This window comes from Streptomyces sp. NPDC021749 (assembly GCF_040640655.1).
Taxonomy (GTDB): domain Bacteria; phylum Actinomycetota; class Actinomycetes; order Streptomycetales; family Streptomycetaceae; genus Streptomyces.
In genome coordinates this window covers 279,608-303,729 of record NZ_JBFACE010000003.1, presented here as the reverse complement: position 1 = coordinate 303,729, position 24,122 = coordinate 279,608, and the positions used below count along the sequence as shown (strand labels likewise).

General features: G+C 71.4%; 23 protein-coding genes, 1 tRNA gene and 2 pseudogenes. 19 read left to right on the top strand and 7 right to left on the bottom strand.

All coding sequences use genetic code 11. The annotated features are described in order from the left end of the window. Positions 1-33: 33 nt before the first annotated feature. Complete coding sequence (locus AB0G35_RS05030; protein ID WP_360943770.1) at positions 34-351, top strand: antibiotic biosynthesis monooxygenase; 318 nt, start codon at positions 34-36, stop codon at positions 349-351. 217 nt (positions 352-568) lie between these two features. Here the strand turns inward: AB0G35_RS05030 and AB0G35_RS05025 are convergent, their stop codons facing one another. Continuing rightward, positions 569-916 (bottom strand): DUF4190 domain-containing protein, encoded by a 348-nt coding sequence (locus AB0G35_RS05025; RefSeq protein ID WP_360943767.1) that lies wholly within the window; start codon positions 914-916, stop codon positions 569-571. Between the two features lie 240 nt (positions 917-1,156). On the opposite strand from AB0G35_RS05025, the gene AB0G35_RS05020 reads away from it, so the two are divergent. Further along, on the top strand, positions 1,157-1,777 hold the full coding sequence (locus AB0G35_RS05020) for a GNAT family N-acetyltransferase (protein ID WP_360943764.1): 621 nt from the start codon (positions 1,157-1,159) through the stop codon (positions 1,775-1,777). Here AB0G35_RS05020 and AB0G35_RS05015 read toward each other — a convergent pair. Next, positions 1,705-3,789, bottom strand: coding sequence for an MFS transporter (locus AB0G35_RS05015; protein WP_360943761.1), 2,085 nt, complete (start codon positions 3,787-3,789; stop codon positions 1,705-1,707). The two genes, AB0G35_RS05020 and AB0G35_RS05015, sit on opposite strands and share 73 nt — an antisense overlap. Positions 3,790-4,415: 626 nt before the next feature. On the opposite strand from AB0G35_RS05015, the gene AB0G35_RS05010 reads away from it, so the two are divergent. Beyond that, positions 4,416-5,078, top strand: coding sequence for an HAD-IA family hydrolase (locus AB0G35_RS05010; protein ID WP_360943758.1), 663 nt, complete (start codon positions 4,416-4,418; stop codon positions 5,076-5,078). 91 nt (positions 5,079-5,169) lie between these two features. On the opposite strand, the gene AB0G35_RS05005 is transcribed toward AB0G35_RS05010, so the two are convergent. Continuing rightward, complete coding sequence (locus AB0G35_RS05005; protein WP_360943755.1) at positions 5,170-5,754, bottom strand: TMEM165/GDT1 family protein; 585 nt, start codon at positions 5,752-5,754, stop codon at positions 5,170-5,172. A gap of 192 nt (positions 5,755-5,946) precedes the next feature. After that, on the bottom strand, positions 5,947-6,705 hold the full coding sequence (locus AB0G35_RS05000; protein WP_360943752.1) for an ABC transporter permease: 759 nt from the start codon (positions 6,703-6,705) through the stop codon (positions 5,947-5,949). 334 nt (positions 6,706-7,039) lie between these two features. Here AB0G35_RS05000 and AB0G35_RS04995 point away from each other — a divergent pair, with 334 nt between their 5' ends. From AB0G35_RS04995 to AB0G35_RS04970, 6 genes are all read left to right on the top strand, one after another. Then, the gene (locus AB0G35_RS04995) at positions 7,040-7,684 is read left to right on the top strand and encodes an HNH endonuclease family protein (protein WP_360943846.1); all 645 of its coding nucleotides are present in this window, start codon (positions 7,040-7,042) and stop codon (positions 7,682-7,684) included. A gap of 512 nt (positions 7,685-8,196) precedes the next feature. Beyond that, entirely contained in the window at positions 8,197-10,311 is a 2,115-nt protein-coding gene (locus AB0G35_RS04990) for an FAD/NAD(P)-binding protein (RefSeq protein WP_360943749.1), read from the top strand. A gap of 77 nt (positions 10,312-10,388) precedes the next feature. Then, positions 10,389-10,853, top strand: a complete 465-nt coding sequence (locus tag AB0G35_RS04985) for a DoxX family protein (protein WP_360943746.1) — start codon at positions 10,389-10,391, stop codon at positions 10,851-10,853. A gap of 195 nt (positions 10,854-11,048) precedes the next feature. After that, positions 11,049-11,738, top strand: a complete 690-nt coding sequence (locus AB0G35_RS04980; protein ID WP_360943743.1) for a VTT domain-containing protein — start codon at positions 11,049-11,051, stop codon at positions 11,736-11,738. A 145-nt stretch (positions 11,739-11,883) separates the two neighbouring features. Next, positions 11,884-12,456 (top strand): N-acetyltransferase, encoded by a 573-nt coding sequence (locus tag AB0G35_RS04975; protein WP_360943740.1) that lies wholly within the window; start codon positions 11,884-11,886, stop codon positions 12,454-12,456. 250 nt (positions 12,457-12,706) lie between these two features. Beyond that, a complete protein-coding gene (locus AB0G35_RS04970) occupies positions 12,707-13,945 on the top strand; it encodes a class I SAM-dependent methyltransferase (RefSeq protein ID WP_360943737.1) in 1,239 nt (412 codons plus the stop codon). Between the two features lie 109 nt (positions 13,946-14,054). On the opposite strand, the gene AB0G35_RS04965 is transcribed toward AB0G35_RS04970, so the two are convergent. Beyond that, positions 14,055-14,558, bottom strand: a complete 504-nt coding sequence (locus tag AB0G35_RS04965) for a helix-turn-helix domain-containing protein (RefSeq protein WP_360943843.1) — start codon at positions 14,556-14,558, stop codon at positions 14,055-14,057. Positions 14,559-14,684: 126 nt separating this feature from the next. On the opposite strand from AB0G35_RS04965, the gene AB0G35_RS04960 reads away from it, so the two are divergent. Further along, entirely contained in the window at positions 14,685-14,984 is a 300-nt protein-coding gene (locus AB0G35_RS04960) for a hypothetical protein (RefSeq protein WP_360943734.1), read from the top strand. Positions 14,985-15,091: 107 nt separating this feature from the next. Beyond that, positions 15,092-15,748, top strand: a complete 657-nt coding sequence (locus AB0G35_RS04955; protein ID WP_360943731.1) for a nucleoside/nucleotide kinase family protein — start codon at positions 15,092-15,094, stop codon at positions 15,746-15,748. 91 nt (positions 15,749-15,839) lie between these two features. Here the strand turns inward: AB0G35_RS04955 and AB0G35_RS04950 are convergent, their stop codons facing one another. Further along, complete coding sequence (locus AB0G35_RS04950) at positions 15,840-16,229, bottom strand: hypothetical protein (RefSeq protein WP_360943728.1); 390 nt, start codon at positions 16,227-16,229, stop codon at positions 15,840-15,842. A 116-nt stretch (positions 16,230-16,345) separates the two neighbouring features. Between AB0G35_RS04950 and AB0G35_RS04945 the strand changes: the two genes are divergently transcribed. From AB0G35_RS04945 to AB0G35_RS04935, 3 genes and pseudogenes are all read left to right on the top strand, one after another. Beyond that, positions 16,346-16,990 carry a MarR family transcriptional regulator gene (locus AB0G35_RS04945; protein ID WP_360943725.1) on the top strand — a complete coding sequence of 215 codons (645 nt, stop codon included), beginning with the start codon at positions 16,346-16,348 and terminating at the stop codon, positions 16,988-16,990. Positions 16,991-17,043: 53 nt separating this feature from the next. Then, positions 17,044-17,907: an alpha/beta hydrolase gene (locus AB0G35_RS04940; protein WP_360943722.1), complete on the top strand. Its 864-nt coding sequence runs from the start codon at positions 17,044-17,046 to the stop codon at positions 17,905-17,907. A gap of 397 nt (positions 17,908-18,304) precedes the next feature. Continuing rightward, positions 18,305-18,475, top strand: a pseudogene (locus AB0G35_RS04935) (site-specific integrase); the annotation flags it as partial. A gap of 77 nt (positions 18,476-18,552) precedes the next feature. Here AB0G35_RS04935 and AB0G35_RS04930 read toward each other — a convergent pair. After that, a tRNA-Val gene (locus AB0G35_RS04930) sits at positions 18,553-18,627 on the bottom strand. A gap of 226 nt (positions 18,628-18,853) precedes the next feature. On the opposite strand from AB0G35_RS04930, the gene AB0G35_RS04925 reads away from it, so the two are divergent. From AB0G35_RS04925 to AB0G35_RS04905, 5 genes and pseudogenes are all read left to right on the top strand, one after another. Then, positions 18,854-20,146 carry a hypothetical protein gene (locus tag AB0G35_RS04925; protein WP_360943719.1) on the top strand — a complete coding sequence of 431 codons (1,293 nt, stop codon included), beginning with the start codon at positions 18,854-18,856 and terminating at the stop codon, positions 20,144-20,146. 371 nt (positions 20,147-20,517) lie between these two features. After that, positions 20,518-21,363 carry a DUF4383 domain-containing protein gene (locus AB0G35_RS04920; protein WP_360943716.1) on the top strand — a complete coding sequence of 282 codons (846 nt, stop codon included), beginning with the start codon at positions 20,518-20,520 and terminating at the stop codon, positions 21,361-21,363. Positions 21,364-21,618: 255 nt separating this feature from the next. Continuing rightward, a complete protein-coding gene (locus tag AB0G35_RS04915; protein ID WP_360943713.1) occupies positions 21,619-22,323 on the top strand; it encodes a FadR/GntR family transcriptional regulator in 705 nt (234 codons plus the stop codon). Positions 22,324-22,613: 290 nt separating this feature from the next. Then, positions 22,614-22,918: pseudogene (locus AB0G35_RS04910) on the top strand (enolase C-terminal domain-like protein); the annotation flags it as partial. Positions 22,919-23,223: 305 nt separating this feature from the next. Then, positions 23,224-23,844 carry a bifunctional 4-hydroxy-2-oxoglutarate aldolase/2-dehydro-3-deoxy-phosphogluconate aldolase gene (locus AB0G35_RS04905; protein WP_360943710.1) on the top strand — a complete coding sequence of 207 codons (621 nt, stop codon included), beginning with the start codon at positions 23,224-23,226 and terminating at the stop codon, positions 23,842-23,844. The last annotated feature ends 278 nt before the right edge of the window (positions 23,845-24,122 follow it).

Below are 24,122 nucleotides of genomic sequence, written 5' to 3'. Positions count from 1 at the left end.
CGCCTTGTCGGTCCCGTACGGCACGATGGGACCATGAGCATCGTGAAGATCAACGTTCTGACCGTCCCCACCGAACAGCGCGAGGTCCTGGAAAAGCGCTTCGCGTCCCGCGCGGGCGCGGTGGAGAGCTCCGACGGCTTCGAGTGGTTCGAACTCCTCCGCCCGGTCGAAGGCACCGACAACTACCTGGTGTACACGCGGTGGCGTGACGAGGAGTCTTTCCAGGCGTGGATGGAAGGGCCCATGAAGGCGGCGCACCAGGGCGGCGGCGACCGGCCGAAGCCCGCTGCCAGCGGATCCACCGTGTGGTCGTTCGAGGTCGTCCAGCAAGCGGCTCCCAAGGACGCGTGATCCCAAGGGCGTGTTCCTGGGGGCGTGTTCCTAGGGGCGTGTTTCTAAGGGCGCGTGAACGGACTGACCGCCGGTATCGGCGGGAACCGGCCGGACCGGTGGAGTGACGACGCCCACCGGTGAAGTGACGCGAACGGCCAGGACCTCTTGGCAGCCCCTGCGGCGTCCAAGCCGGCCACTGCGGTGGCGAGACCCGCTGCGCCAAGAGGTCCCGTCGTCACGACCCGGACGCCCCGGTTGCTGCGCCGATGATGAGCAGGATCACGAAGATCGCGTAGCCGACGCAGCCGATGATGCCGGTCACCAGACCCGCTATCGCCAATCCATCGCCCTTTTGTCCGGTGCGCCGTATTTCGTTGCGCGCTTTGGTGCCCAGGATAACGGCGAGCGGCCCCGTGATGATTCCTATGAAAGGAATGACGAGGGACGCGATTCCGGTAACCATGGAAGCCACAGCTTTACCGCTCGTCGGCTGTGGCGGGTACTGCGGATACGGAGAAAACTGGTCTGGCCGGTACTGCTGCTGGGTCGGCCAGTTCCGGGGATCCTGGGGCTGCTGGCTCATGGCGCTTCCCTACTTCCGTGATGCCTTGTCCGCCCTCCCCCTGCCGCACGCAGACAGATATGCGCTCTTACGACGGTCTCTCGGACGTACCGGGCGTGCAACTTGATTGCGTGGGCGGTTTGCTTTCAAACCGCCCACCTCTGCAAGGCCCGTACCGGGGCGGCGGTTTCGCGGGGTTCCTCCGAGCAACTGTGAGAATTCCGTTGCGGCCGGGGCCGCCCCGGCCGCGACAATGGCGCCATGAGCGATGCCGCCACCCTCCGCACGCCGTGGACCGTCTCCCCCGAACCGGTCGGTTCGCCGGATGCGCGGGCGCTGCTGCGCGAGTACTACACCGAAGTGGCGGACCGGTACTTCACGCTGTACGAGGACCGTCTTACGACGCCGCAGGAGATCGACGAAGGAGTGGCGGAGTACCCCGTCGCCGATCTCGCGCCGCCGCACGGCGCGCTGTTGGTGGCCCGCCGCGACGGTGAGACGGCGGGCTGCGCCGGCGTACGGCTGCTGGACGCGCGCACGGCCGAGCTCAAGCAGATGTTCGTCCGGCCCGCCCAGCGCGGCCTGGGTGGCGGTGGAGAGCTGCTGAGGGCCGCCGAAACGGCCGCGGCGCGGCTGGGCGCGGAGCGGCTCCGGCTGGACACCCGGCTGGATCTGACGGAGGCCATCGCCCTCTACCGGCGCCACGGTTTCGTCGAGATCGCTCCGTACCACGACGACATCTACGCGGAGATCTTCTTCGAGAAGCGCCTGGCCGACGGCGGCGACGGCCCCTCCGCCGGCCGAGCGGCTCACCGGGCGAGGTCCGGTGGCCGTGGTGGCCGGGGGGAGGAGACGGGGCGCGGCGCCGACTGTCCGGCGTAACCGACGTACGGCTCCTCCGCGTCCGAACCGCACAGCTCCGCCGTCAACTCCCTTACGAGCTCGGTGAGGTCGGTGGGCCGGTCCTCGGTCCACCAGTCCCCCAGCATCTCGGCCAGCGACTCCTGACGGGCCGCCGACAGCCGCTCCGTGACCTCCCGCCCCCGGTCGGTCAGCAGCATCAACAGCCCGTCGCGGGCGGCCAGTCCGCGCTCCTCGACCTGGCGGACGCTCTCGGCCAGCACACCGAGCGGGACGGTGGTGCGTTCGGCGAGCAGCCCCGGTTCGACCGATCCGTAGCGGTGGATCCGCAGGAGCAGCCAGCTCGCGGCTGGTTTGAGGTCGAGCCCGGCCCGTTCGGTGATCTTCTCGTAGATGTGCTTGCGCCCCTCCATGCTGCCGAGTTTGGACAGCGCGCGGGCGCACTCGTCACGGGACGACCGTTCCACGGGGTTGGACGACAGCACCTCGCTGGTGTCCGGCGCGGTCACGCTGCTGCGCAGCGGCTCCTCCTTGAGGAACCAGGCCAGCACGAACGCCACGAGGACGACCGGCACGGCGTAGAGGAAGACGTCGGTGATCGAGTTCGCGTAGGCCTGAAGCACACCGGCCGCCTGCCGGGCCGGCAGCCGGGCGACGGTCCGCGGGTCCTGGGCGATCTTCGACGGGTCGACGCCGGACGGCAGTTGCTGCCCGGCGAGTACGGCCGCGATCCGCGGCCCGAGCTTGTTGGCGAAGATCGCGCCGAAGAGGGAGACGCCGAACGAGGCGCCGATGGAGCGGAAGAACGTGGCGCCGGACGTGGCGACGCCGAGGTCCTGGTAGGCGACGGCGTTCTGCACGATGAGCACCAGCACCTGCATGACCAGCCCGAGCCCGAAGCCGAAGACGAAGAAGCAGCCGCTCATCTCGGCGACGCCGCTGGACGGTTCGAGCCGGTGCAGGAGCAGCAGTCCGAGCATCACCACGGCGGTGCCGGCGATCGGGAAGACCTTGTAGTGGCCGGTGCGGCTGACGATCTGGCCGGACGCGGTGGACGAGAGCAGCATCCCGAACACCATCGGCAGCATGTGCACACCGGACAGCGTCGGTGACACACCCTGGACGACCTGCAGGAACGTCGGCAGGTACGTCATCGAGCCGAACATCGCGAAGCCGATGACGAAGCCGATGACGGCGGTGAGCGAGAAGGTGCGCAGCCGGAACAGCCGCAGTGGAATGACGGGTTCGGCGGCCCGGCGCTCGATGAGGACGAAGGCCCCCAGGAGGACGACGCCCAGCACGCCGAGGCCGATGATCTGCCACGAGGCCCACGGGTAACTGACGCCGCCGAGCGAGGTCATCAGCACGAAGCAGGCGGCGACCGCGGCGATGGTGACGGTGCCCAGGTAGTCGATCCGGTGCGGGGTGCGGTGGCGCGGGATGTGCAGCACGGCGGCGATCACGGCGAGCGCGACGATGCCGATCGGCACGTTGATGTAGAACACCCAGCGCCAGCTGAGATGGTCCACGAACAGCCCGCCGAGCAGCGGCCCGAGGACGCTCGTCCCGCCGAAGACCGCGCCGAACAGTCCTTGGTACTTACCGCGTTCGCGGGGCGGCACGATGTCGCCGACGATCGCCATCGACAGCACGATCAGACCGCCACCGCCGAGGCCCTGGACGGCCCGGAACGCGATCAGCTCGCCCATGTTCTGCGCGATGCCGCACAGCACCGAGCCGATCAGGAAGATCACGATGGCGGTCTGGAACAGCTTCTTGCGTCCGTATTGGTCACCGAGCTTGCCCCACAGGGGCGTCGCGGCCGTAGAAGCCAGCAGGTAGGCGGTGACCACCCAGGAGAGGTGGTCCAGGCCGCCGAGCTCGCTGACGATCGTGGGCAGCGCGGTGGCGACGATGGTCTGGTCGAGCGCCGCGATGAGCAGACCGAGCAGCAGCGCGCCGATCGCGACGAGAACCGTCCGCTGCGACCGGCGCTCACCCGGGACGGCAGGAGCGCGGGTGTCCGGCGCCATGTGCGTCTCCTTTGTTGCGGGGGCGGCGGGTGGTCGGGGGAGTGGTCCCCGGTTCGGGTCCGGGTGCCCGCGTTCCGGGCTTCCAGACGTCATGCCGGACGTCGTCCCAGACGGCGTGCCAGACGTCTTCCATCGCGTTCCATGGTGGGCGGTTCCGGCCGATATGGCCCGCCGAGCGGTGCGCGGCGGCACGGCCGGCCCACGTGCCTGTGCGCGGCGGTACGGCCGGCCCACGTGCCTGTGTGCGGCGGCCGATGCGGACGACTCCGATCCGCTGGACGTACGCCCGCACGTGTCACTGGTGGAGGACGACGCGGCCCACGGGACGCGGGCCGATTGCGGGACGACGGCCCACTACGGGCCGGAAACCGCCTACGGCGCGGACCCGCCGCCCCAGGAGCCGTAGGGCGCCAGGTGGCCAGGCCGGGCCCCCTCCCGCCGGGCCCCTCCGGCCGGGCCCCCTCGGACCCCACCCCTGGTTGTCGGATCCGACCCTCATTTTGTATCGTGAAAAAACAAAGTGGTTCCGCCCGCACTCCCTGACCGGCGGGCGGAGCCGCTTGTCCTGCCTGCGCTCGTACGGTTCCGCGCCGCCCGAGCACCCGTAGCGCCCAGGAGCCCCGCCGATGACGGCAACCACCACGCTCACCGCCCGCGCCCTGCTGCTCGACATGGACAGCACGCTCGTGAACTCCGAGGCCGTCGTGGAGCGCTGCTGGCGACGCTGGGCGGCCGAGCAGGGACTGGACGCCGACGAGGTGCTCGCGGTCGTGCACGGCCGCCAGGGATGGGCCACGATGGCCGCGCTGCTCCCCGACCGCCCGATGGAACGCAACCTGGCGGACAACCGCCGGATGCTGGAGCAGGAGACCGCCGACGTGGACGGCGTGGTGCCGGTCCCCGGCGCACCCGCCTTCCTGGCCGCCCTCGCTGCCCTGCCGCACGCCCTGGTGACCTCCGCGGACGTCCCGCTCTCGGACGCGCGGATGGCGGCGGCCGGTCTGCCGATGCCCGCCGTACGGATCACCGCGGAGAACGTGAGCGCCAGCAAGCCCGACCCGGAGGGCTTCCTCAAGGGCGCCGCCGAACTGGGCTTCGACCCGGAGGACTGCCTGGTCTTCGAGGACTCCGAGGCGGGCATAGAGGCCGGCCGGTCGGCCGGCATGCGGGTGGTCGGCGTCGGCGACCGGGCCGCGGCGTACGCCCCCACCGCCCACGTCCGCGACCTCACCCAGATCCGCGTCGAGGCCCTGGAGGACGGCCGCATCGCGGTCCACGTCGAGGGCTGAGGCCCCGACTCCAGGGCTCAGGACCCCGGCTCCAGGCGGCGGGCCGCAGCCGTGACCGCCGCCCCGGCCCGGCCCGCCCGGCCCGGGGACCTCAGCCCGCCGTCAGCGCCTCGTACAAGCTGAACGCCGCCAGGAGGGCCATCACACCCGCCGCGATCTTGGTGATGAGCCTGAGCGGGACGTGCTTCATGAGCGTGCGTCCGCCGAGGATGCCCAGGCCGGCCACCGTCCAGAGGCCCAGCACCGCGCCCACGCCGACCGACAGCGGGTCGTCGTAACGGGCCGCGAGGTTGGCGGTCATGATCTGGGTGAGATCGCCGAACTCGGCCACCAGGATCATCATGAAGCCCGCCCCGGAGACCTTCCAGAAGCTCTGGTCGGCGGGCCTGGCGACGTCTTCCTCCTCGTCGTCCTTCTTGAAGAGCAGCACCGCCGCGCCCACCAGGAAGAGCACCCCGACCACGCCCTGGACGACGCGGTGCGGGAGCAGGGTGAGCACGCTGCCCGCCGCGATCGCGAGCGCGACGTGCACCAGGAAGGCGGCGGCGACCCCGGCGAAGACGTATGAGGCGCGGTAACGGGTGCCGAGCATCAGGCCCGCGAGGGCGGTCTTGTCGGGCAGCTCGGCGAGGAAGATGACGCCGAAGACGACGGCGGCGACGGTCAGGCTGAACACGGGGTGGAATACCTCGATCGGTTGGGCCGCGCCAAAGGGGGCCCGGAAAGGGGTCGCTTCGGCACGGCAGCGTCGGACACTGCGGCCGAAGGTCTCGCTGGCGCGCTGCGTATCCGCTCGCGGTATCCGCATCGCGCTCCGGGCGCCGGCCCACCACGAGGGAGGGCAGTATGTCGACGGTCCGGCGGAGAGCTACTCCCCTTCTGCTGTCCTCAAGGGTACGCGGTGCAGCAATCCGCGCGCGACCAGCTCCAGCACCACCGCACAGGCCGCCGCCTGCACCGCCAGCAGGGCGACGAGCACGAACAGCTGCACCGCGCCTGCCTGTACGGGCGAGGCGCCGCCCAGCAGCATGCCGACGAACGCCCCCGGAAGTGTGACCAGCCCCACGGTCCGGGTCTGGTCGAGCCCCGGCAGCAGCGCGTCCGACGCGGCCGGCCGGGCGACCTCCATCCGCGCGTCCCGGTCCAGCAGCCCCAGCGCGAGTCCCGCCTCGAACTCGCCCCGCCGGGTCTCCAGCTCGTCCAGCGCCCGCCGCCCGCCCAATACGGTGGCGGTCAGCGCGCCGCCGATGAGGATGCCGGTGACCGGGATGAGGCTGAGGCCCCGGGGCGGCACCAGACCGGTCGCCAACAGCAGCCCGACGACCGGAGCGACCCCGGTGGCGATCGGCACGGCGGCCCACCACCAGGTGTGGTTCTGGGTGATCCGCCGGCCCGCGGTCCGTACCGCGACCGCAAACATCAGCACCAGGAAGCACAGCAGCCACGGAAGTGCACGCACCACCCAGCCGATGAGGTAGGAGACCGCGGCGAGTTGCGCCGCCGCCCGCAGTCCGGCGACCGCGATGGCCCGGCCATGGCCGAGGTGCGCCAGTGCGGCGACGGCCACGGCAGCGACCAGGAGGACGGCGAGAACGACCCCGAGGGTGGCATTGACCGGCAGCAGCACGCGCTCACTGTAGGGCGGACGACGGCGGACGCGGGCACCTCAGCGGCCCCGCCGGGGTGCCGCCCGCCAGCCGGAATACCGTCGCGCACACCAACCGGAATGCCGTTGCGCACACCAACCGGAACGCCGTCGTGGGGGCCCGCCGGAGGCCCGTCCTGCAGGCAACCGGAGTGCAGTCATGCACTTATGGCTGCCCGTCAGCCCTTGATCTGTCGTGAGCATGTCGTCACTCTGTTACCTGGCGCCCACCCCGTGGCAACCCCACGTCACCACCATGGGCCCGCACCGCACGTCAACTTCCCCCCACTCCAAGGGAGTTCCGATGGCAAAGACCATGCCGAAGGTCTACGCGCGTCGAGTTTCCATCGCCGCGGGTTCGGCCGCGGCGCTGTTCGGCACGCTGGTGCTGAGCGGACAGTCCGCCCAGGCCGCGCCGCCCAGCCCGCCGAGCGCGGCCACCGCCCGTACGTACCTCGCCCAGATCAAGCAGCAGCCCGAGGGGCCGCAGGACGGCTACAGCCGCTCCAAGTTCCCGCACTGGATCGACCAGGGGAAGGGCTGCAACACCCGTGAGGTGGTGCTCAAGCGCGACGGCAAGAACGTGCACCAGGACGGCAGCTGTGCGGCCGTGAGCGGCACCTGGGTCTCGCCCTACGACGGCGCGACCTGGACCAAGGCCTCCGACCTCGACATCGACCACGTCGTCCCGCTGTCGGAGGCCTGGAAGTCGGGCGCCTCGAAGTGGACCACGGCACGCCGCCAGGCACTCGCCAACGACCTGACGCACTCCCAGCTGATCGCCGTCACCGACAACGTCAACCAGGAGAAGGGCGACAAGGACCCGGCGAAGTGGCTGCCGCCGAAGGCCTCGTACCGCTGCCAGTACGCCCGGATGTGGGTCTGGGTGAAGCACGAGTACGGCATGACCGCGGACTCCGCGGAGAAGGCCGCCCTGAAGAAGATCCTGGACCGCTGCTGACCGCCCGCCGGGGCCCTTGCGGACTTCCCGGCGGACTCGGATCCACGGATGACGGCTGAGGGCCGCTGAGCGGCGCTCAGAGCCGTTCCAGAGCCACTGAGAGCCCCTGACGGCCGCCCCGGTCGCCCCGACTGCCCCGGGCCGCCCCCGGCTTCCCGTTCCGCCCGCCGCCACCGCCGCCCCGCGGCCCCGCCCGCCCGTCGACCGGACACCACCGGTCGGCGGGCGTTTCGGTGGGCCCGGTCGGCGGGCGTTTCAGTGGGCCCGGTCGGCAGGCTTGTGCGGCGCACCCGATCGACGGGCGTTTCCGGCGAAACCGGGCGACGGTCACCGGGTGGCAAGTGCCCGCCGGCGGGGGACCGTCAGCCACCCCGGGGATCCGTGTGATTCTTCGCGCACCCGGGTGCCGCAGCGGCGCACCGGGCGGTGATGATGGGGCGCACCTCGTCGCTCGCACTCTCGGGCGGCCGCGCCCGCGCGCCGGCCGTCCACCGCCCCAGGGAGAGCCCCTCTTGGCCGCCGACCACATCGCCGACCACCGCCCCCGCCCCGTCGCCGCGCTCGCCATCGTCGGTGCGGGGCCGCGCGGGACGAGCGTGCTGGAGCGGATCTGCGCCTCGGCCGCCGAACTGGCCCCGGGCGGCCGGCTGACCGTTCACGTCATCGACCCCGCCCCGCCCGGCGCCGGCCAGGTATGGCGCACCGCCCAGCCGTCCGAGCTCCTGATGAACACCGTGGCGTCGCAGGTCACGCTGTTCACCGACGACAGCGTCGAATGCGCGGGCCCGATACGCACCGGGCCGAGCCTGTACGCCTGGGAGGGGTGCGAGGTCGGGCCGGACGACTATCCGGGGCGCGCCCTGTACGGGCGCTATCTGGAGTGGGTCTTCCGCCGTACGGTGCGGACCGCCCCGGAGGAAGTGACCGTCGACATCCACCGGGCCCGGGCGGTACGACTGACCGAGGCCCCCGACGGGTCGCAGTCGCTCGCGCTGGACGACGGCCGGACCCTGCACGGCCTGGGCGCCGTGATCCTCGCCCAGGGCCATCTGCCCACCCTCCCGGGGCCCGAGGAGCGGCGGCTGGCCACGTACGCCGCCGGACACGGCCTGCGCTATCTGCCGCCCGCCAATCCGGCCGACCTCTCCGCCGACCTGGAGGCGCTGCCCCCCGGCCGCCCGGTGATCCTGCGCGGCCTCGGCCTCAACTTCTTCGACCACATGGCGCTGCTGACGACGGCCCGCGGCGGCCGGTTCGTCCCCGACGAGGACGGCGCGCTGAGGTACCTGCCGTCCGGACGCGAGCCACGACTGTACGCAGGGTCCCGGCGCGGCATTCCGTACCACGCGCGCGGGGACAACGCGAAGGGCCCGCACGGCCGCCATCTGCCGTTGCTCCTGACGCCGGACGTGATCGCCGCCTTCCGCAAGCGCGCGGACTCCGGCGATCTGCCCGACTTCCTGACGGAGGTCTGGCCCCTGGTGGCCAAGGAAGTGGAGACCGTCTACTACGAGGCGCTGCTGGCCCGCGGAGGGGAAGCGGCCCCCTGCACCACGCCGTTCGCCGACGCGGTCGCCGACTCCGACGCCGAGGCCGAAGGCGAGGACGAGGGCAAGGGCGCCGGCAACTACGGCCACGCCGCCGACCGCACCGCCACCCCTCACCACTCCCGGGACCGCTCCGACGACCCCGCCCCCTCCCAGAACCGCTCCGACGACCCCACCCCCTCCCAGAACCGCTTCCGCGAGCGCTTCCTGGTGACCGCGCACCGCAGCGCCGAAGAGGCCGCCGTATTGGACGCGTTCGGCATCGCGCCCGCCGACCGCTGGGACTGGCACCGGATCTCCCGGCCGCACGCGGAGCACGGTTTCACCGACCGCGCCGCCTTCCGGGAGTGGCTGCTGGACCATCTGCGGGAGGACATCGCGCACGCCCGGCAGAACAACGTGTCCGGCCCGGTCAAGGCGGCCCTCGACGTCCTGCGCGATCTGCGCAACGAACTGCGGCAGATCGTCGACCACGGCGGACTGGCCGGCGCGTCCCGGCGCGATCACCTGGACCGCTGGTACACCCCGCTGAACGCCTTCCTGTCCATCGGGCCGCCGCGCCGCCGGATAGCGGAGATGGTGGCGCTCATCGAGGCGGGCGTCCTGGAGGTGGTCGGCCCCAGGATGGCGGTCCGGACGGGCGCCGCCGACGGGGGCGGGCCCGGTTTCACGGCCGTTTCCCCGGACGTACCGGGGTCGGAGGTGACGGCGACGACGCTGATCGAAGCCCGGCTGCCGGAACCCGACCTGCGGCGGACCGGGGATGCGCTGCTGTCCCGGCTGCTGGCCGACGGCGGCTGCCGGCCGCACGCCGTGGACGGTTACGAGACCGGCGGCCTGGACGTGACGCCGAGCCCGTACCACCTCGTCGAGGCGGACGGGCGGCACCATCCGCGGCGGTTCGCGGTCGGGGTGCCGACGGAGGGCGTGCACTGGGTGACGGCGGCAGGGGCGCGCCCTGGGGTGGGGTCGGTGACGCTGGCCGATACGGACGCGGTGGCCCGGGCGGCGCTGCGGGCCGCGCTGACCGGCCGGAAGACGGCTGGTTCAGACCAAGGATCACGTCTAACCAAAGGTTGAACTTGCAAGCACTGGTTAGGTACCCCTAACCTACCTCCACGGTTCCCTCGTCCCCAGAAACCGTAGGAGCAGCCCCTATGTCCGCACCGCTGAACTCGTTCACCCAGAGATCGACGCCGCACGCGCTCGCGCTCTTCCGTGTCGTCGTCGGCCTGCTCTTCGCCTGCCACGGCGCCTCCTCGCTCTTCGGCGTGCTGGGCGGCGCGATGGGCCAGGGCGGCACCGTTCCGACCGGCGCCTGGCCCGGCTGGTACGCCGCCGTGATCCAGCTGGCCGGCGGCATCCTGGTGCTCCTCGGCCTGGCCACCCGCCCCGCGGCGCTGATCAGCTCCGGTTCGATGGCGTTCGCCTACTTCTCCGTCCACCAGGGCAACGCGCTGTGGCCGATCCAGAACGGCGGTGAGGCGTCGGCGATGTTCTGCTGGGCCTTCCTGCTGATCTTCTTCACCGGCCCCGGCGCCTGGGCGCTCGACCGCGTCTTCTTCGGCGACCGCAACCAGGAGCCGGCCCAGGCCGCCCAGGGGGAGCCCTCCGCCGCCTGACGCCCCACTGGGCAATGCAACTGCGCCTGCTTCACGGCCCGTACGGCACCGCGCCGTACGGGCCGTGGCGTATCCACCCCCTCGGGTGGGGCCGGACATCCCGGCTGAAACGGCCAGGCGTACGCTGTATGGCCGTCAAGCCGCCCCTGCCGCACCGAGCGACGTCGCGGCGGGGTTCGGACCGGGAGAAGGACGTTGTTGGAAAGCCTGGGGTCCCTCAGCGGCACCCCTTGGTTGTACGTGGTCGTCAGCCTTTCGATCCTGCTCGATGTGTTCGTCCCGATCCTGCCCAGCGGCGTCCTGGTGATCGCCGCGGCCACTACGGCCGCCGGCACCGCGGCCGCAGGCACCACTGCCACGGGCACCACTGCCACGGGTACCTCCACCACCGGTGACGCGGTCGCGATGGCCTCGTCCGTCCACGGTGGCACCCACCTCGCCGAGATCGTCTCCCTGGTGGTCTGCGCAGCCACCGCGTCCGTACTGGGCGACATGCTCGCCTACCGGCTCGCCTGGCGCGGCGGCGACCGCTTCGACCGGGCCATCGGCCGCTCCCGGCGCCTCACCGCCGCGCAGGAACGCCTCGGCGCCGCGCTGACCCGCGGCGGTGGCGGCCTCGTCGTACTGGCCCGCTTCGCCCCGGCCGGACGCTCCGTGGTCAGCCTCGGTGCCGGCGTCGCGCACCGTACGGTCCGCGAGTTCCTGCCCTGGTCCGCACTGGCCGGCCTGACCTGGGCGGCGTACAGCGTGAGCCTCGGCTACTTCGGCGGCCACTGGCTCGGCACGTCCTGGGTGAGCACCGCGCTCTCGGTCGTCGCCCTGTTCGCCGCCGGCTCGGCCGCCGCCTATCTGATACGCCGCCCGGAACGGCACACCGCCCACTAAGACGGGCGCGGGAGCGGGCCCGGGGAGGCGGCAAGTCGCGTCCCGCCCCGTCCCGTACTGCCTCGCCCCGCCCCACCCCACCCCGTCTCGCCCCGAACGGAAAACGCCTGGCCCGTTGTCAGACCCTGCTGCGACGATGAAGGACATGACCCGCAGCACCGACGACGCACCCGGTCCGTCCTCCGCAGCGGTCCCCTCCGCCGCCCGGCCCGCCTGGCACGCCCGCCCGGAAACCGCCGAGGACGTCCCGGCCGTCCGCCGGATCAACCTCGCGGCCTTCGAGACGGCCGAAGAGGCGGACCTCGTCGATGCCCTGCGCCGCGACCAGTCGGCCTGGCTGCCCGGACTCTCGTACGTCGCCGACGCACCGGACGGCACACCGGCCGCGCACGCCCTGCTGACGCGCTGCCATGTCGACGAGGTCCCCGCCGTAGCGCTCGCCCCCTGCGCGGTGCTTCCGGCGTACCAGAAGTCCGGTGCGGGCGGTGCCGTGATCCGTGCGCTCCTCGGTGCGGCGCGCACGGCCGGCGAGCGCACCGCCATCGTGCTCGGCCACCCGCCGTACTACCCACGCTTCGGCTTCGCCCCGGCCGCGAGCCGGTTCGGCATCCTTCCCCCACAGCCCTGGCCGGACGAGGCCTTCCTCGCGCTCTCCCTCGACGGCGCCATACCCCCGCGCGGCACGGTCCGCTACGCCGCCCCCTTCGGCATCGACTGACCAAGGCGGGCACCCACAGGGAACAGAGCGGCTACGAAAGCAGCCACACAAGCGCCTACGGAAGCAGCTAGGAAGCAGCCATGGAAGGGAGCGGGACCGATACGGAGTAGAGTCGAGCGTCACAGCCCGCCCACTGCCCAGCCGGCATGCGGCCACGCCACCACCGCCGGCGCCCTCCGCGGGCGGAGGAGGTGCCGCCCGTCGGCGCCCCACAGGCCGGGTCCGCATCACACACATGAGGCACATTTCGGTGAACCAACCGCCGGTCGTCCATTGGACCGAGGCCGACCAGCCCCGTTCCGCCCGTTGGCGCTCCGAGAACGGCTCTCCGCCGCCCCGCCGCATCGTCATCGCCGACGACCGGACGCGGGCCGACGACGCCTACAAACTCGCCTGTGAGGGCACTGCCCTGCTGTGGCGCGGCGACTTCCACAACGCCCGCCAGCTGCTGACGGCGCTGGCCCGCCGCATCGACCGCCGCCCGCGGAAGCCCCTGCCCGCCGATGCCACCCAGGCGTTCCACGTACACCGCGCCGCGCAGAACCACCGCGCCCGCATCCTGGGCATGCTGCTGATCCCCCTCGACGCGTCCTACGCCGTCCCGCTGCACCGCGCCCCCGACGTCCGCGAGGCCTGCACCAGGGCATACGGGGCCGCAGAACCCCCGCGCGAGGAGCCCACGCCGCACGAGCCCACCCCGCACGAGTACAGCCCGCACGAGCCCACCCCTTCTCTCGTCTCCCTCCGCGAGCTCCTCGCCCTGATCGGCGCCAACGAATGGCGCAGGAAAGGCGTGGAGATCCCCGCGCTCGGCGGCGACCGGATCCACCCCCACTACGGTGTCTTCTCCCCCGCCCGCGGCGAGTACGTCGACCTGGTCGCCGAGGCCCCGCTGCCCTCCCAGGAGCTGGCGTTCGACATCGGTACCGGCACCGGTGTACTGGCCTCGGTCCTGGCCCGGCGCGGCGTGCGCCGGATCGTGGCCACGGACCAGGACCCCCGCGCGCTGGCCTGCGCCCGCGAGAACACCGAACGGCTGGGCGTGGCCGACCGGGTGGAGGTGGTCGAGGCCAACCTGTTCCCGTCCGGCCGCGCACCCCTGATCGTCTGCAACCCCCCATGGGTGCCCGCCAAACCGACGTCTCCTGTGGAGCGCGCGGTCTACGACCCCGGCAACCGCATGCTGCACGGTTTCCTCGACGGCCTCGCGGACCACCTCACCGAGACTGGCGAGGGCTGGCTGATCCTCTCCGATCTGGCGGAGCACCTCGGCCTACGCCCGCGGAACGAACTCCTCGACACCATCGCCCGTGCAGGTCTCACGGTCCTCGGCCGCCTCGACATCACCCCACGGCACCCCCGCGCCCGTGACAAATCGGACCCGCTCCACGTGGCCCGCATGGCCGAAGTGACCTCCCTTTGGCGCCTGGGCCTCGCCGCCCACCACCCGACACCCGCAGCCGCCGGCCGGCCCACAAACCACCCCTAGCCCCGCAGCCCTCCGGCAAGCCCGGGCGGACACATGCTGGCCCGGCAGCACGGGCGGACGCACGTTGAACAGCGCAGTGAAGGTGCATTACCGCCCGCGCGCCACTCCCCTACGGCCGCCGCAACCCCGCACACGCATTGCGTACATACCGGCGCCAGTCCCCCGCATCGTTACGGATCACCGCCGCCAGCCCGCACACGATCATCACCACATCACCGGCCTCGGCGTCCTCGCGCACCGCGCCCTCTTCCTTGCCCCGGGCGAGCAGCTGGCCCGCGACCGCCTCGGCCTGCGCCCGCCCCTCCCCCGTCGGCTCGGTGGATCCGAATGCCGCCTCGATGGACGCGGACAGCCCACGTTCCGCGTCGAGCACCTCCCCGATGTGCTCGACGTAAGCAACCAGCCCCTCCGCCGCCGTCGCACTCCCCAGACACCGACTGCGCCCGAACTCCACGATCTCCGCCTGCCGTTGCTCCCCCACGGCAGCGATCAGAGCGGCCCGGCCGGGGAAATGCCGGTAGACCGTGCCAATGCCCACGCCTGCCGCCCGGGCGACCTCCGGCATCTGCGCCTCGTCACCGCGCGCACGGAACACCTCCCGCGCGGCTTCCAGGACCCGGGCGCGGTTGCGTTCAGCATCGGCACGCGGCCTGCGCTGAGACCCCGAAGAGGACAGGGAAGAGGGAGAAGAGAGGGAAGCCGAGGAGGACGAGGAGGACGAGGAGCGTGCCACACGCCGATGCTACTGCTACGCCCCCAATGCGGAATCGGATTCCGGTTCACCGACCTCCATCTCGCCCTCCAGTACGTAGACGAACTCATCTGCGTGGTGGTGGAGGACATGTTCGAGGCCGGGCCGGTCACCATGAAGGACAGGCACCCGACCCTCGACCACCTCAATGCCATCGGCGCAAAACACGGCATGCAGTACCAGACCTGGCCTGACATCGGCCCGGACACCGAACCTGATACCGAACCCGATACCGGTCCAATACCGGACTCAATACCGGTCCGAGACCGGACTCAATACCGCCCCTGACACGCAAACCCGACGACCAAGCCCAGAGCCGCACCCATCCCCACCCGCGCCATCCCCACCCGCGCCCATCTCCACCCCACCCTCCCCTCAGGCACCATGGGCGCACCATGGACCTCCAATACCTCCTCGCCCGCGCCCGTCAGCTCTCCGGTTCCGCGCGCCCCACCGAGCGCCGGCTGCTCGGCATCACCGGCCCGCCCGGTGCCGGTAAATCCACCCTCGCCGCCCACTTGGTGGCCGGCCTGACCGGCCAGGCCGCGTTGGTCCCGATGGACGGTTTCCACCTCGCCGAGGCGGAGTTGCGCCGCCTCGGCCGTACGGACCGCAAGGGCGCGCCCGACACCTTCGACCCGGCCGGATACGCGGCGCTGCTGAGCCGCCTGCGCGCCCCTGAACCGGACACCGCCGTCTACGCCCCCGCCTTTGACCGCCGCATCGAGGAACCGGTCGCGGGCAGCATTCCCGTAGCGCCCCATATCCCCCTGATCATCACCGAGGGCAACTACCTCCTCCTCGACTCAGGCCCCTGGTCACGGGTGCACGAGCTGCTCGACGAGGTCTGGTACGTGGAGCTGGACACCGAGGAGCGGCTCCGGCGACTGATCGACCGTCACGAGCGTTTCGGCCGCCCGCGGACCGACGCCGAGCGCTTCGTGCACATCTCGGACGAGGCCAACGCCCGCGTCGTGGCGACCACCCGGCACCGCGCCGACCTGGTCATCACCTTCACCCACGAAGAGGCCCCGCCCCCACACACCACCTAACGTCCCCGCCCCCAGCCCCCACAGCCCACGCACCCCACCCCAATCCACCCCACACACAGCCCACGCACCCCCATACCGCCCCCCACGCACCTCACCCACCACCCCTCGCCCCGCCCCCGCCCCCGCCCAGCAGGCCGAGCACCGACAGCGCGCCCCACCCCACGGACACCGCCACCGCCTTCCGTCTCCGGTCGCGGTCCGGCAGCGTCATTCCGAGCAGGACGGCATCACCGAAGTCCGCCGCGATCCGGACGTACGCAGCGGTGCGCAGCGCCGGACCCTCGGGTGCCCACACCAGCGCCAGCCCGCTCGCCGCATCCCGCCAGGCCAGCGGCCGCAACGAGGTCCGGGTCTCCCGTGCGCCCCGGCCCTCCCCATCGACCAACCCCGAAGGCCGCGCCAACAGATCAGGGACCGCCGACACCGCCACCCCATAGACAGCGGTAGCCACCCCCACCACCCTCAACAGCCTCACGTTCACCCACCAACTCCCTTCCGCTCCAAGCCGCTTAGGTCACATACGGCACTTAGAGCCACTCCAAGCCCAGGTTCTGCGAACACCTTCCCAAACGACATCAGCGATGTCATCATGACATCATGAGTGTCATTGAGGGGGGTCGGCGCGACGCCGACGACGCCGGACGGGCGAAACCCACCGAAGAATTGCTGTACGACGTCATCCGCCGCCTGTGGCCACTGCACCGCACGGTCGTCCGCGCGGTGGAGCGCGAGCTCGCGGGCACGGGCCTGACCGCCGGCGAACACGCCCTGCTGGACGCACTGGGCACCGAAGGTCCGCGCACGGTGCCCCAGTTGGCGCGCGCTATGGGGCTCGACAGACAGCCGGTCCAGCGCTGGGTGAATCACGCCGCGGAGCTGGGACTGGTCGTCACGGCCCCCAATCCCGCGCACCGCCGCTCGTCGCTGATCGAACTCACCACAGAAGGCGCGGAGGTGATACGCGGCATCCAGGACTTCGAGGCCACGGAGCTGCGGCAGCGACTGGCCGACCTCCCCGCCGCGGACGTACGTACAGCGCTGCACGTACTCGACCGCATCGGCGAGGAATTCCGACACCTGGCATCCGACACCCCCACCCCCACAACGAATTCCGGGACCCACAACACCCACAACACCTCAGACCGTCATGACCGACCCGGCATACGCAAAACGGGTGATATCAAGGAAGCCTCAGACACGCCCAGCGGCAGCCGCACCCCCACCCCCCACCACCACCGCTGACCAGCCCAACAAGCACCCCGCCCCCGCCCCTCCCCCATAAGGACGGCCGTGAAATGACCCAGGCCATCACCGACTGGTCCGAGATCGACAACGGGATCGTGCCGATCGAGGACGGCGAGCTGTTCTACGAGACGGCCGGCGTGGGTCCCGCCGTGGTGCTGCTGCACGGCGGCATGCTCGACCAGCACATGTGGGACGAGCAGTTCAGCTGGCTGGTGAACTCCGGCCTCCGCGCGATCCGCTACGACTCCCGGGGCCACGGCCTGTCGTCCACGGTCACCGGCGACTACGCCAACCACGACGACCTGATCACCCTGCTCGACGCCCTCGACGTCCCCCGTGCCGTGCTCGTCGGCCTCTCCCATGGTTCGCGGGTCGCACTGGACACCGCCATAGCCCACCCCGACCGCGTCGCGGCCCTGGCGCTCGCTTCCCCGGGGATCAGCGGCCGCGCCTTCACCGACCCCTTCATCCTGGAGCACATCAAGGAGCAGGTGGCCGCAATCGACACACCGGACGGCGCGGAGCGCTACGTCGAGCACTTCCTCCGCATGTGGGTGGACGGCCCCCATCGCCAACCCTCCGCCGTCCACCCAGGGTTCCGCGAGCGCATGCGCGCCTCGGCCGAAGCCAACGTCATGGTCCACGCCGACGGCGCGGGCGTCGGCATCCCCCTAGAGGTCGGGGCCGCCCCTCGCCTGAACGAAATCCGGATCCCCACGATCGTCTTCGATGGCGACCTCGACAGCACAGACATCGCCGCCAACGCCCATGCGATAGCACTGGCCGTCCCCGGTGCCCGAAGAATCCGCATACCAGGCGCCGCCCACATGGTGAACCTGGAGAACACCCCACTCTTCGACCAGGAACTCCACGCCTTCCTCTCCGCCCTGGACTACTCCCCCTTGGGCTACTAGCCCGCACCAGCCCACAACCGACCGCACCCTCCCCCGCACCGACGCCCCCGCACTACACCCCGAAGTCGGTCACCAAAGGCCGCCGACCTCGCCACGGTTGACGTCAACGGCGGCGATCTCGGGAGCGCTGGACCGTGGCGATCTCGGGAGCGCTGCACTGCGCGGGTCAGCCACCAATGATCGCGAGCATGCCGCTCAAACCGAAGAACCCCCATCCGAGGGCAACGAGGACGCCGGCCACCACCAAGACGCACAGCACCGAGAGCACCACGAGGGTCCACGTACAGCCGACCGCCGATGCGTAATCGGCGTCGTCATTCCAGTCGTCTCCAGTTCACTGCGACCTCCGGACCGCACCCTACCGAGCCTGTACCACTCGTTCCGGCGATCCAGCGGGCACGGCTGTGCGTCTCTGCTGTTCGCCGCCGGCGTCCAGCCGCGAGTCGCGAGGGAGATCCTCGGGCACTCACAGATCGCGGTGACCATGAACGTCTACACCCACGTCTGGGAAGATTCACGCCGGGAGGCAGTGGGTCATATGGACCGGCTCGTGCGGCGCCGACGGGGGGGCGTCCGGCGTAGGGACTGCCGTCAAGATCTACCGCCAACGCCCCCGTGGAGGGACTCCGCGGGGGCGTTTTTCGCTGGTGGGCACAACAGGATTCGAACCTGTGACATCTGCTTTGTAAGAGCAGCGCTCTACCGCTGAGCTATGCGCCCTGGCCGAGCCGACAGACTACCTTGCCGTCGGGGCTGGTCTGCAAACCAGTGGGCGAAGTGTGAACTTACCGGCCGGTGTGTTCGTTTCCGGTGGGTGCGAGAATGACATTCGGTCCTGGGGCGATCCGATCGGGAGAGGGAAGTGACGGCGACACACACGCAGCCGCTTGAGCAGCGAGAACGTCGTCGTGCGCGGGGTGGTCCGGTCCGTGATGTGGTGGGGCTGATGTTGCTGCCGTTGCCGCTGGTGGCGGCGGTGGCGACGATGTCGTTCGCGGGTGGCGGCACGCGTCGCTGGTTCGGGCGCGGGGAGAGCCAGCGGGCCGACGCACAGGCCGCGAAGGATGCCGCGGCCGCGGCGTTCTACGAGCTCGATACGGCGCAGCGGGACCTGCGGATCACCATAGAGACGATCACCGCGGTCGACAGTTCGCCGCGGGCACGCCAGGCCGCGCAGGACTACGCGGACTTCGGGCGGCGGATCGACGAGGTCAGCCAGGCGTACATCACCGCGGTCGACTCCCATGACCTGGACCGGGACGATCTGGACGGTGGTGCGGTGGCGCGGGCCCGGGCCGATCTGACCCGTGCCAAGGACGAGCTGAACCGGGTCAAGGGTGAGCTCGACCGGTTCGCGCAGGGGCTGGCGCCGCTGCTGCAGTCCGCCGAGACCCAGCTGGCACAGCTCGCCCCGGCCGTCGAGCGGGCCCGTCAGGAGCTGCTGGCGGCGAGCAATGCGCTGGACACGGTCCGTGCACAGGGCCTGCGGGCCGACGAGCTCGCCACCCGGCTGGCGGCGCTCGGGCCGGAGCTGACCAAGCTCAATCAGGGCGCCGGACAGCACGGGGTCCAGGAGACGATCCGGCGTGCGGAGGACGTACAGCGCAAGGCCGGGGAGATCGTGGCCGAGGCCGAGCGGCTGCCGGCGCGAGCCGCGGAGACCGACAAGCGGCTGGTGTCCTTGCGTACCCGGGCGCAGGCGATCACGACGCGGGCCGGGAAGGTCGAGCCGATCCTCAGCGAGCTGCGCCGGCGCTACAGCGCGGCGTGCTGGCAGGACCTGCAGCACGTTCCGGAGCAGGCCGTGCAGTCCGTCGAGCAGGCCGAGGCCACGCTGCGGGAGGCGCAGCAGGCGCGGGACGAGCAGCGCTGGGCGGACGCGACGAGCCGGTTGGCGACCGTACGGGCGCTGCTGGACACCACCGACGAGGCGGTGTCGGCGGCCGGTGACCGGTTGCAGCGGCTCGATGCGGTCTCGTTCGACCGGCAGAAGGAGGTCGACCGGACGCGTTTCGCGATCCGGGACGCCCAGCGGCTGGCGATGACGGGGCGCAGCACCCCGGATCCGCGGCACGCGCAGCCGCTGGACGACGCGGTGGCGCGGCTGGAACGTGCGGTCGCGGGCCTGGAGGGGCGGCATCCGGACTGGTGGCACTTCCTGACCGAGACCGAGGCGGTACGGCAGACGGCGGCCCGGGTGGTGCAGGACATTCGTGAGTCCCGGGGCGGTAGTACGTAGTACGGGGTCGGGGACAGGAACGGCGACGGGTAGCTGATCTCGTGCGCGCGCCCGTACGCGGGCCTGTTGTACGGCCGGTACGGGGCTCTGTTGCGCGGCCGGTACGCCGCCCTCTCGCACGGTCCGTACGCCGCCCTCTCGCACGGCCCGTACGCGGGCCTGTTGCACGAGCCGTGCGCAGCCCCGTTTCCATTTCGCGGCGCCCACGCGGCACAGCACGCCGTGCACCGCCGGGCCCGTAGTGCCCTCCCCGCGGTGACGTCACGGGGCGGGTCCTCCCCGGAGCGATGGCGTGAAGTGGCGGGTGGGCGGATCCTGGAGATTGAGTTGAGTACGGCCCAGGCGGCACCTCTGTGCAAAGGAGGCCGGACATGGCTACTGGGGCTCCTGGCCAGGCTCTGCCCGGGGGGCGGTTCCACCGGGCAAAGCGACGCCCACGGCTCGATGAGCATCTGCCCGTTGACCACGGGCTGAGCACGGTCTACCGCATCGGCGCCGGGCTGATGGGACTGGTACTGGTCGCCTTCGGCGTCCTCGGACTGACCCACAACATCGGCTTCTTCGGCACCGGCGGCGACACCGTGGCCGGGCTGCAGACCAACGGCGCCCTGAGCGTGCTCTCGATCGTCGTCGGTGCGATCCTCTTCGTCGGCATGGTGATCGGCGGGAACGTCGCCTCGAACCTCAACCTCACCTTCGGCATCCTCTTCCTCCTCAGCGGGTTCGTGAACCTGGCGCTGTTGCAGACCGACGCGAACTTCCTCGCCTTCAAGATCCAGAACGTTCTGTTCAGCTTCGTGGTGGGCCTGATGCTGATGGTCTTCGGCATGTACGGACGGGTCAGCGGCGGCCTCCCGTCCGACAACCCGTACTGGCGCGCCCGACACCCGGAGGAAGCGGAGCGTTTCGACCGCGGCGAGTGGCGTCCCGTACCCGGTATGACGGCCGGACGGCAGGCGATGGTCGTCAAGATCCAGGGCGCGTCGCACGCGGGGCGCGGTTCGTTCGGTCCCGGGACCAGCGGGAGTGGCATCCGCCGCAGTACTACGGGAGCGCACGGCCCTGCCGGAAGCATTGACAGTAGTGGCAGCAGCGGCGGCGGCAGCAGCAGCACCAGCGGCACCGAACCAGGGGCATCAAGCCAGAGCCGGTCAAGCGAAACGAGTGAGTCCAGAGGGGCGGGCGGCGCGAGCGGCTCCGGCGGCGACAAGCCATGAACCGACCGTGAGCCGACCGTGAGCCGGCGTCGCGCGGAGGCGTCAGGGCGTGCCGAGGAGGGATCGGGGTTCGGCACGCCCTGACGTGACGTCGCATGCATCAGTCCGAGGTCCGGAGGCCGGAGACCGGAGAACGGGGCCGGAGGCCGGGGTCGGGGACCGGGATCCGGAGCCTGGGGCCGGAGAGCGGGGAACGGAGGCCTGGGGCCGGAGAACGGGGAACGGGCACGGGGAACGGAAGCAAGGAGTGGCAGCATGAGCCGGTCGGGGCAGCCCGCCCCCGCCGCGGGGAGCAGTGTGCAGCACGCGGCGATCGAAGCGCTCGCCCAGCGGATCCTCAAGGGCACCTACGAGGAGGGCGAACCCCTCGTCATGCCGGAGTTGATGGCGGAGCTGGACGTCAGCCAGACCGTACTGCGGGAAACGGTGAAGGTGCTGACCACCAAGGGACTTCTCGGCACCGATCAGCAGCGCGGGACGTTCGTGCTTCCCCGGGCGGAGTGGAACCTGCTGGACACGGACGTACTGCGCTGGAAGCTCGCGGCCGGCGTGTCGTCCGACTTCTTCGCTGACGTGCTTGAACTGCGGCGTTCCATCGAGCCGGCCGCGGCCGCACTCGCCGCGGAGCGCCGTACCGACGACGACCTGGCCGCCCTGGACACGGCGCTCAGCACCATGGCCGTGACCGACGACGACCCCGAGCTGCTGGTACGCGCGGACGCGGACTTCCACACGGCGCTGCTGATCGCGTCGAACAACCGGTTCTATGCGCAGCTGCACCGGGTGATCGTGCCGGTGCTGGTCCAGCGCGCCCGGGCGGTGCTCGGTGCCGACGGCGCCATCGAGCACCCGCACGCGGTGCACGCCACGGTCCGGGACGCGGTGCGGGACCGGGACGTGGATGGCGCGTACATGGCGATGCTGGAGCTGCTCGACAAGTCCGCGCGCGAGCATCCCTAGGCACCGCTGTTGCTCGCCCGTGCCGCTGCTGCTCATCTCCCTGCCGCTGTTGGGCCCTCCTCCCCTCCCTCCCCTCTCGCCCTCCATCCCCTCCCTCCCCTCCGCTGCCTTTCCCCTGCGCGACTGCGCAGCTCCGCCCCGGTGCCGTTACGGCCCCCTCGGGAGGGGGCAGATGCCACCGTTGGCTGGTGGGCTGGGGTGAGCCGGTGGTCGAGGGGCGGGCGGAGCCGGTGCGGGCGGCCGTGGAGGTGCTGGCCGAGTACCTCCTGGGGCAGGAGCCGGCGCGGATCTGCCCGCTCGCCCCGGTCGCCCTGGCCGCCCTGGCCGCCCTGGCCTCCAAGTCGCGTTCACCACCCCGAACTTCCTCATCCAGGAGCAGTCCCTCGGCATCCACTACCACCAGGACGCCGAGCTGCTCGACTACGTCGTGGACCCGGAGCCGTTCCGCTTCCACGGCGGCTCACTGCTGCGGACCGAGCGTTCCGGCCTCGGCGTGGAGGTCGACGAGGCCGCCGTACGGGCCGCCGACGCGCGCGGGCACGCCTGGCGGAATCCGGTGCGGCGCCACGAGGACGGGTCGTTCGCCGAATGGTGAACCGAACGGTGAGCTGAACGGAGACCCGAACGGTGAGCTGAACGGAGACCCGAACGGTGAGCTGGACGGAGACCCGAACAGTGAGCTGAATAGTGACCCGAACAGTGAGCTGAGTAGTGACCCGAACAGTGAGCTGAGTAGTGACCCGACCGGTGAGCTGAATGGTGACCCGACCGGCGCCGTATTGTCCGACGCGCCTGTCAGTCCGGACCGGAATAATCGGAGTCGGAGGCAGCACCCGCGCGACCGGACGACCCACCCGCTTGGCATCTGCCGGGCGGGAACGGGAGAAAGTAGGAAACGCCATGGACTTCAGCACAGCGCTCCGCGCCGAGCGGCTGGTCGCCATCATCCGGGGCAGTGACGCGGAGGCGTCCTTCCGTACGGTCATGACCCTCGCGGAGGCGGGGCTGCCGCTGGTCGAGATCTCGCTCAGCGGGAAGGACGCGCTGGGCGTCATCCGGCGGGCCCGCGCCGAGCTCGGCGACGCCGCCTGGATCGGCGCCGGCACCGTCCTGACCGGCAGCGACGCCCGGCGCGCCGCGGAGGCGGGTGCGAACCTCATCGTCACGCCCGGGCTGGGGGCGGGGCTGGAGGAGTCGGTGCGGCAGGGGCTGCCGACGCTCGCCGGGGTGCTGACGCCGTCCGAGGTGATCGCGGCGGAGGCGCTGGGCGTCTCGGCGCTGAAGCTGTTCCCGGCGTCGGCGGGCGGCCCGGCGTATTTGCAGGCGCTCCGCGCGCCCTTCCCCGAGCTGCCGTTCGTGCCGGTGGGCGGGGTGGACGCGGCGACCGCGCAGGCGTACTTCGACGCCGGGGCGGTGGCCGTGGGGGTGGGCTCGCCACTGGTCGGGGATGCGGCGGACGGCGGCGATCTGGATGAGCTGCGCAAGCGCGCGGCGGAGTTCCGGACGGTGTGCGCCCGGTGACGGGAGGCAGTTTGCGCCCGATGACGGGAGGCGGTTTGCGCCCGGCGACGGGAGGCGGTTTGCGTCCAGTGGCGGGAGGCGGTCTGCATCCGGTGACGGGAGGCGGGTTGCGCCCGATGACGGGAGAGGGCCCGATCACGGGAGCCGGTTTGCGCCCGGTGATGGGGGAGCGCCCGGCGACGGGAGAGGCCCCCGTGGTGGGAGAGGGCCCGGCGACGGGAGAGGCACCGACAACGGGAGAGGCCCCCGTGGCGGGAGAGGCACCGGCGACGGGAGAG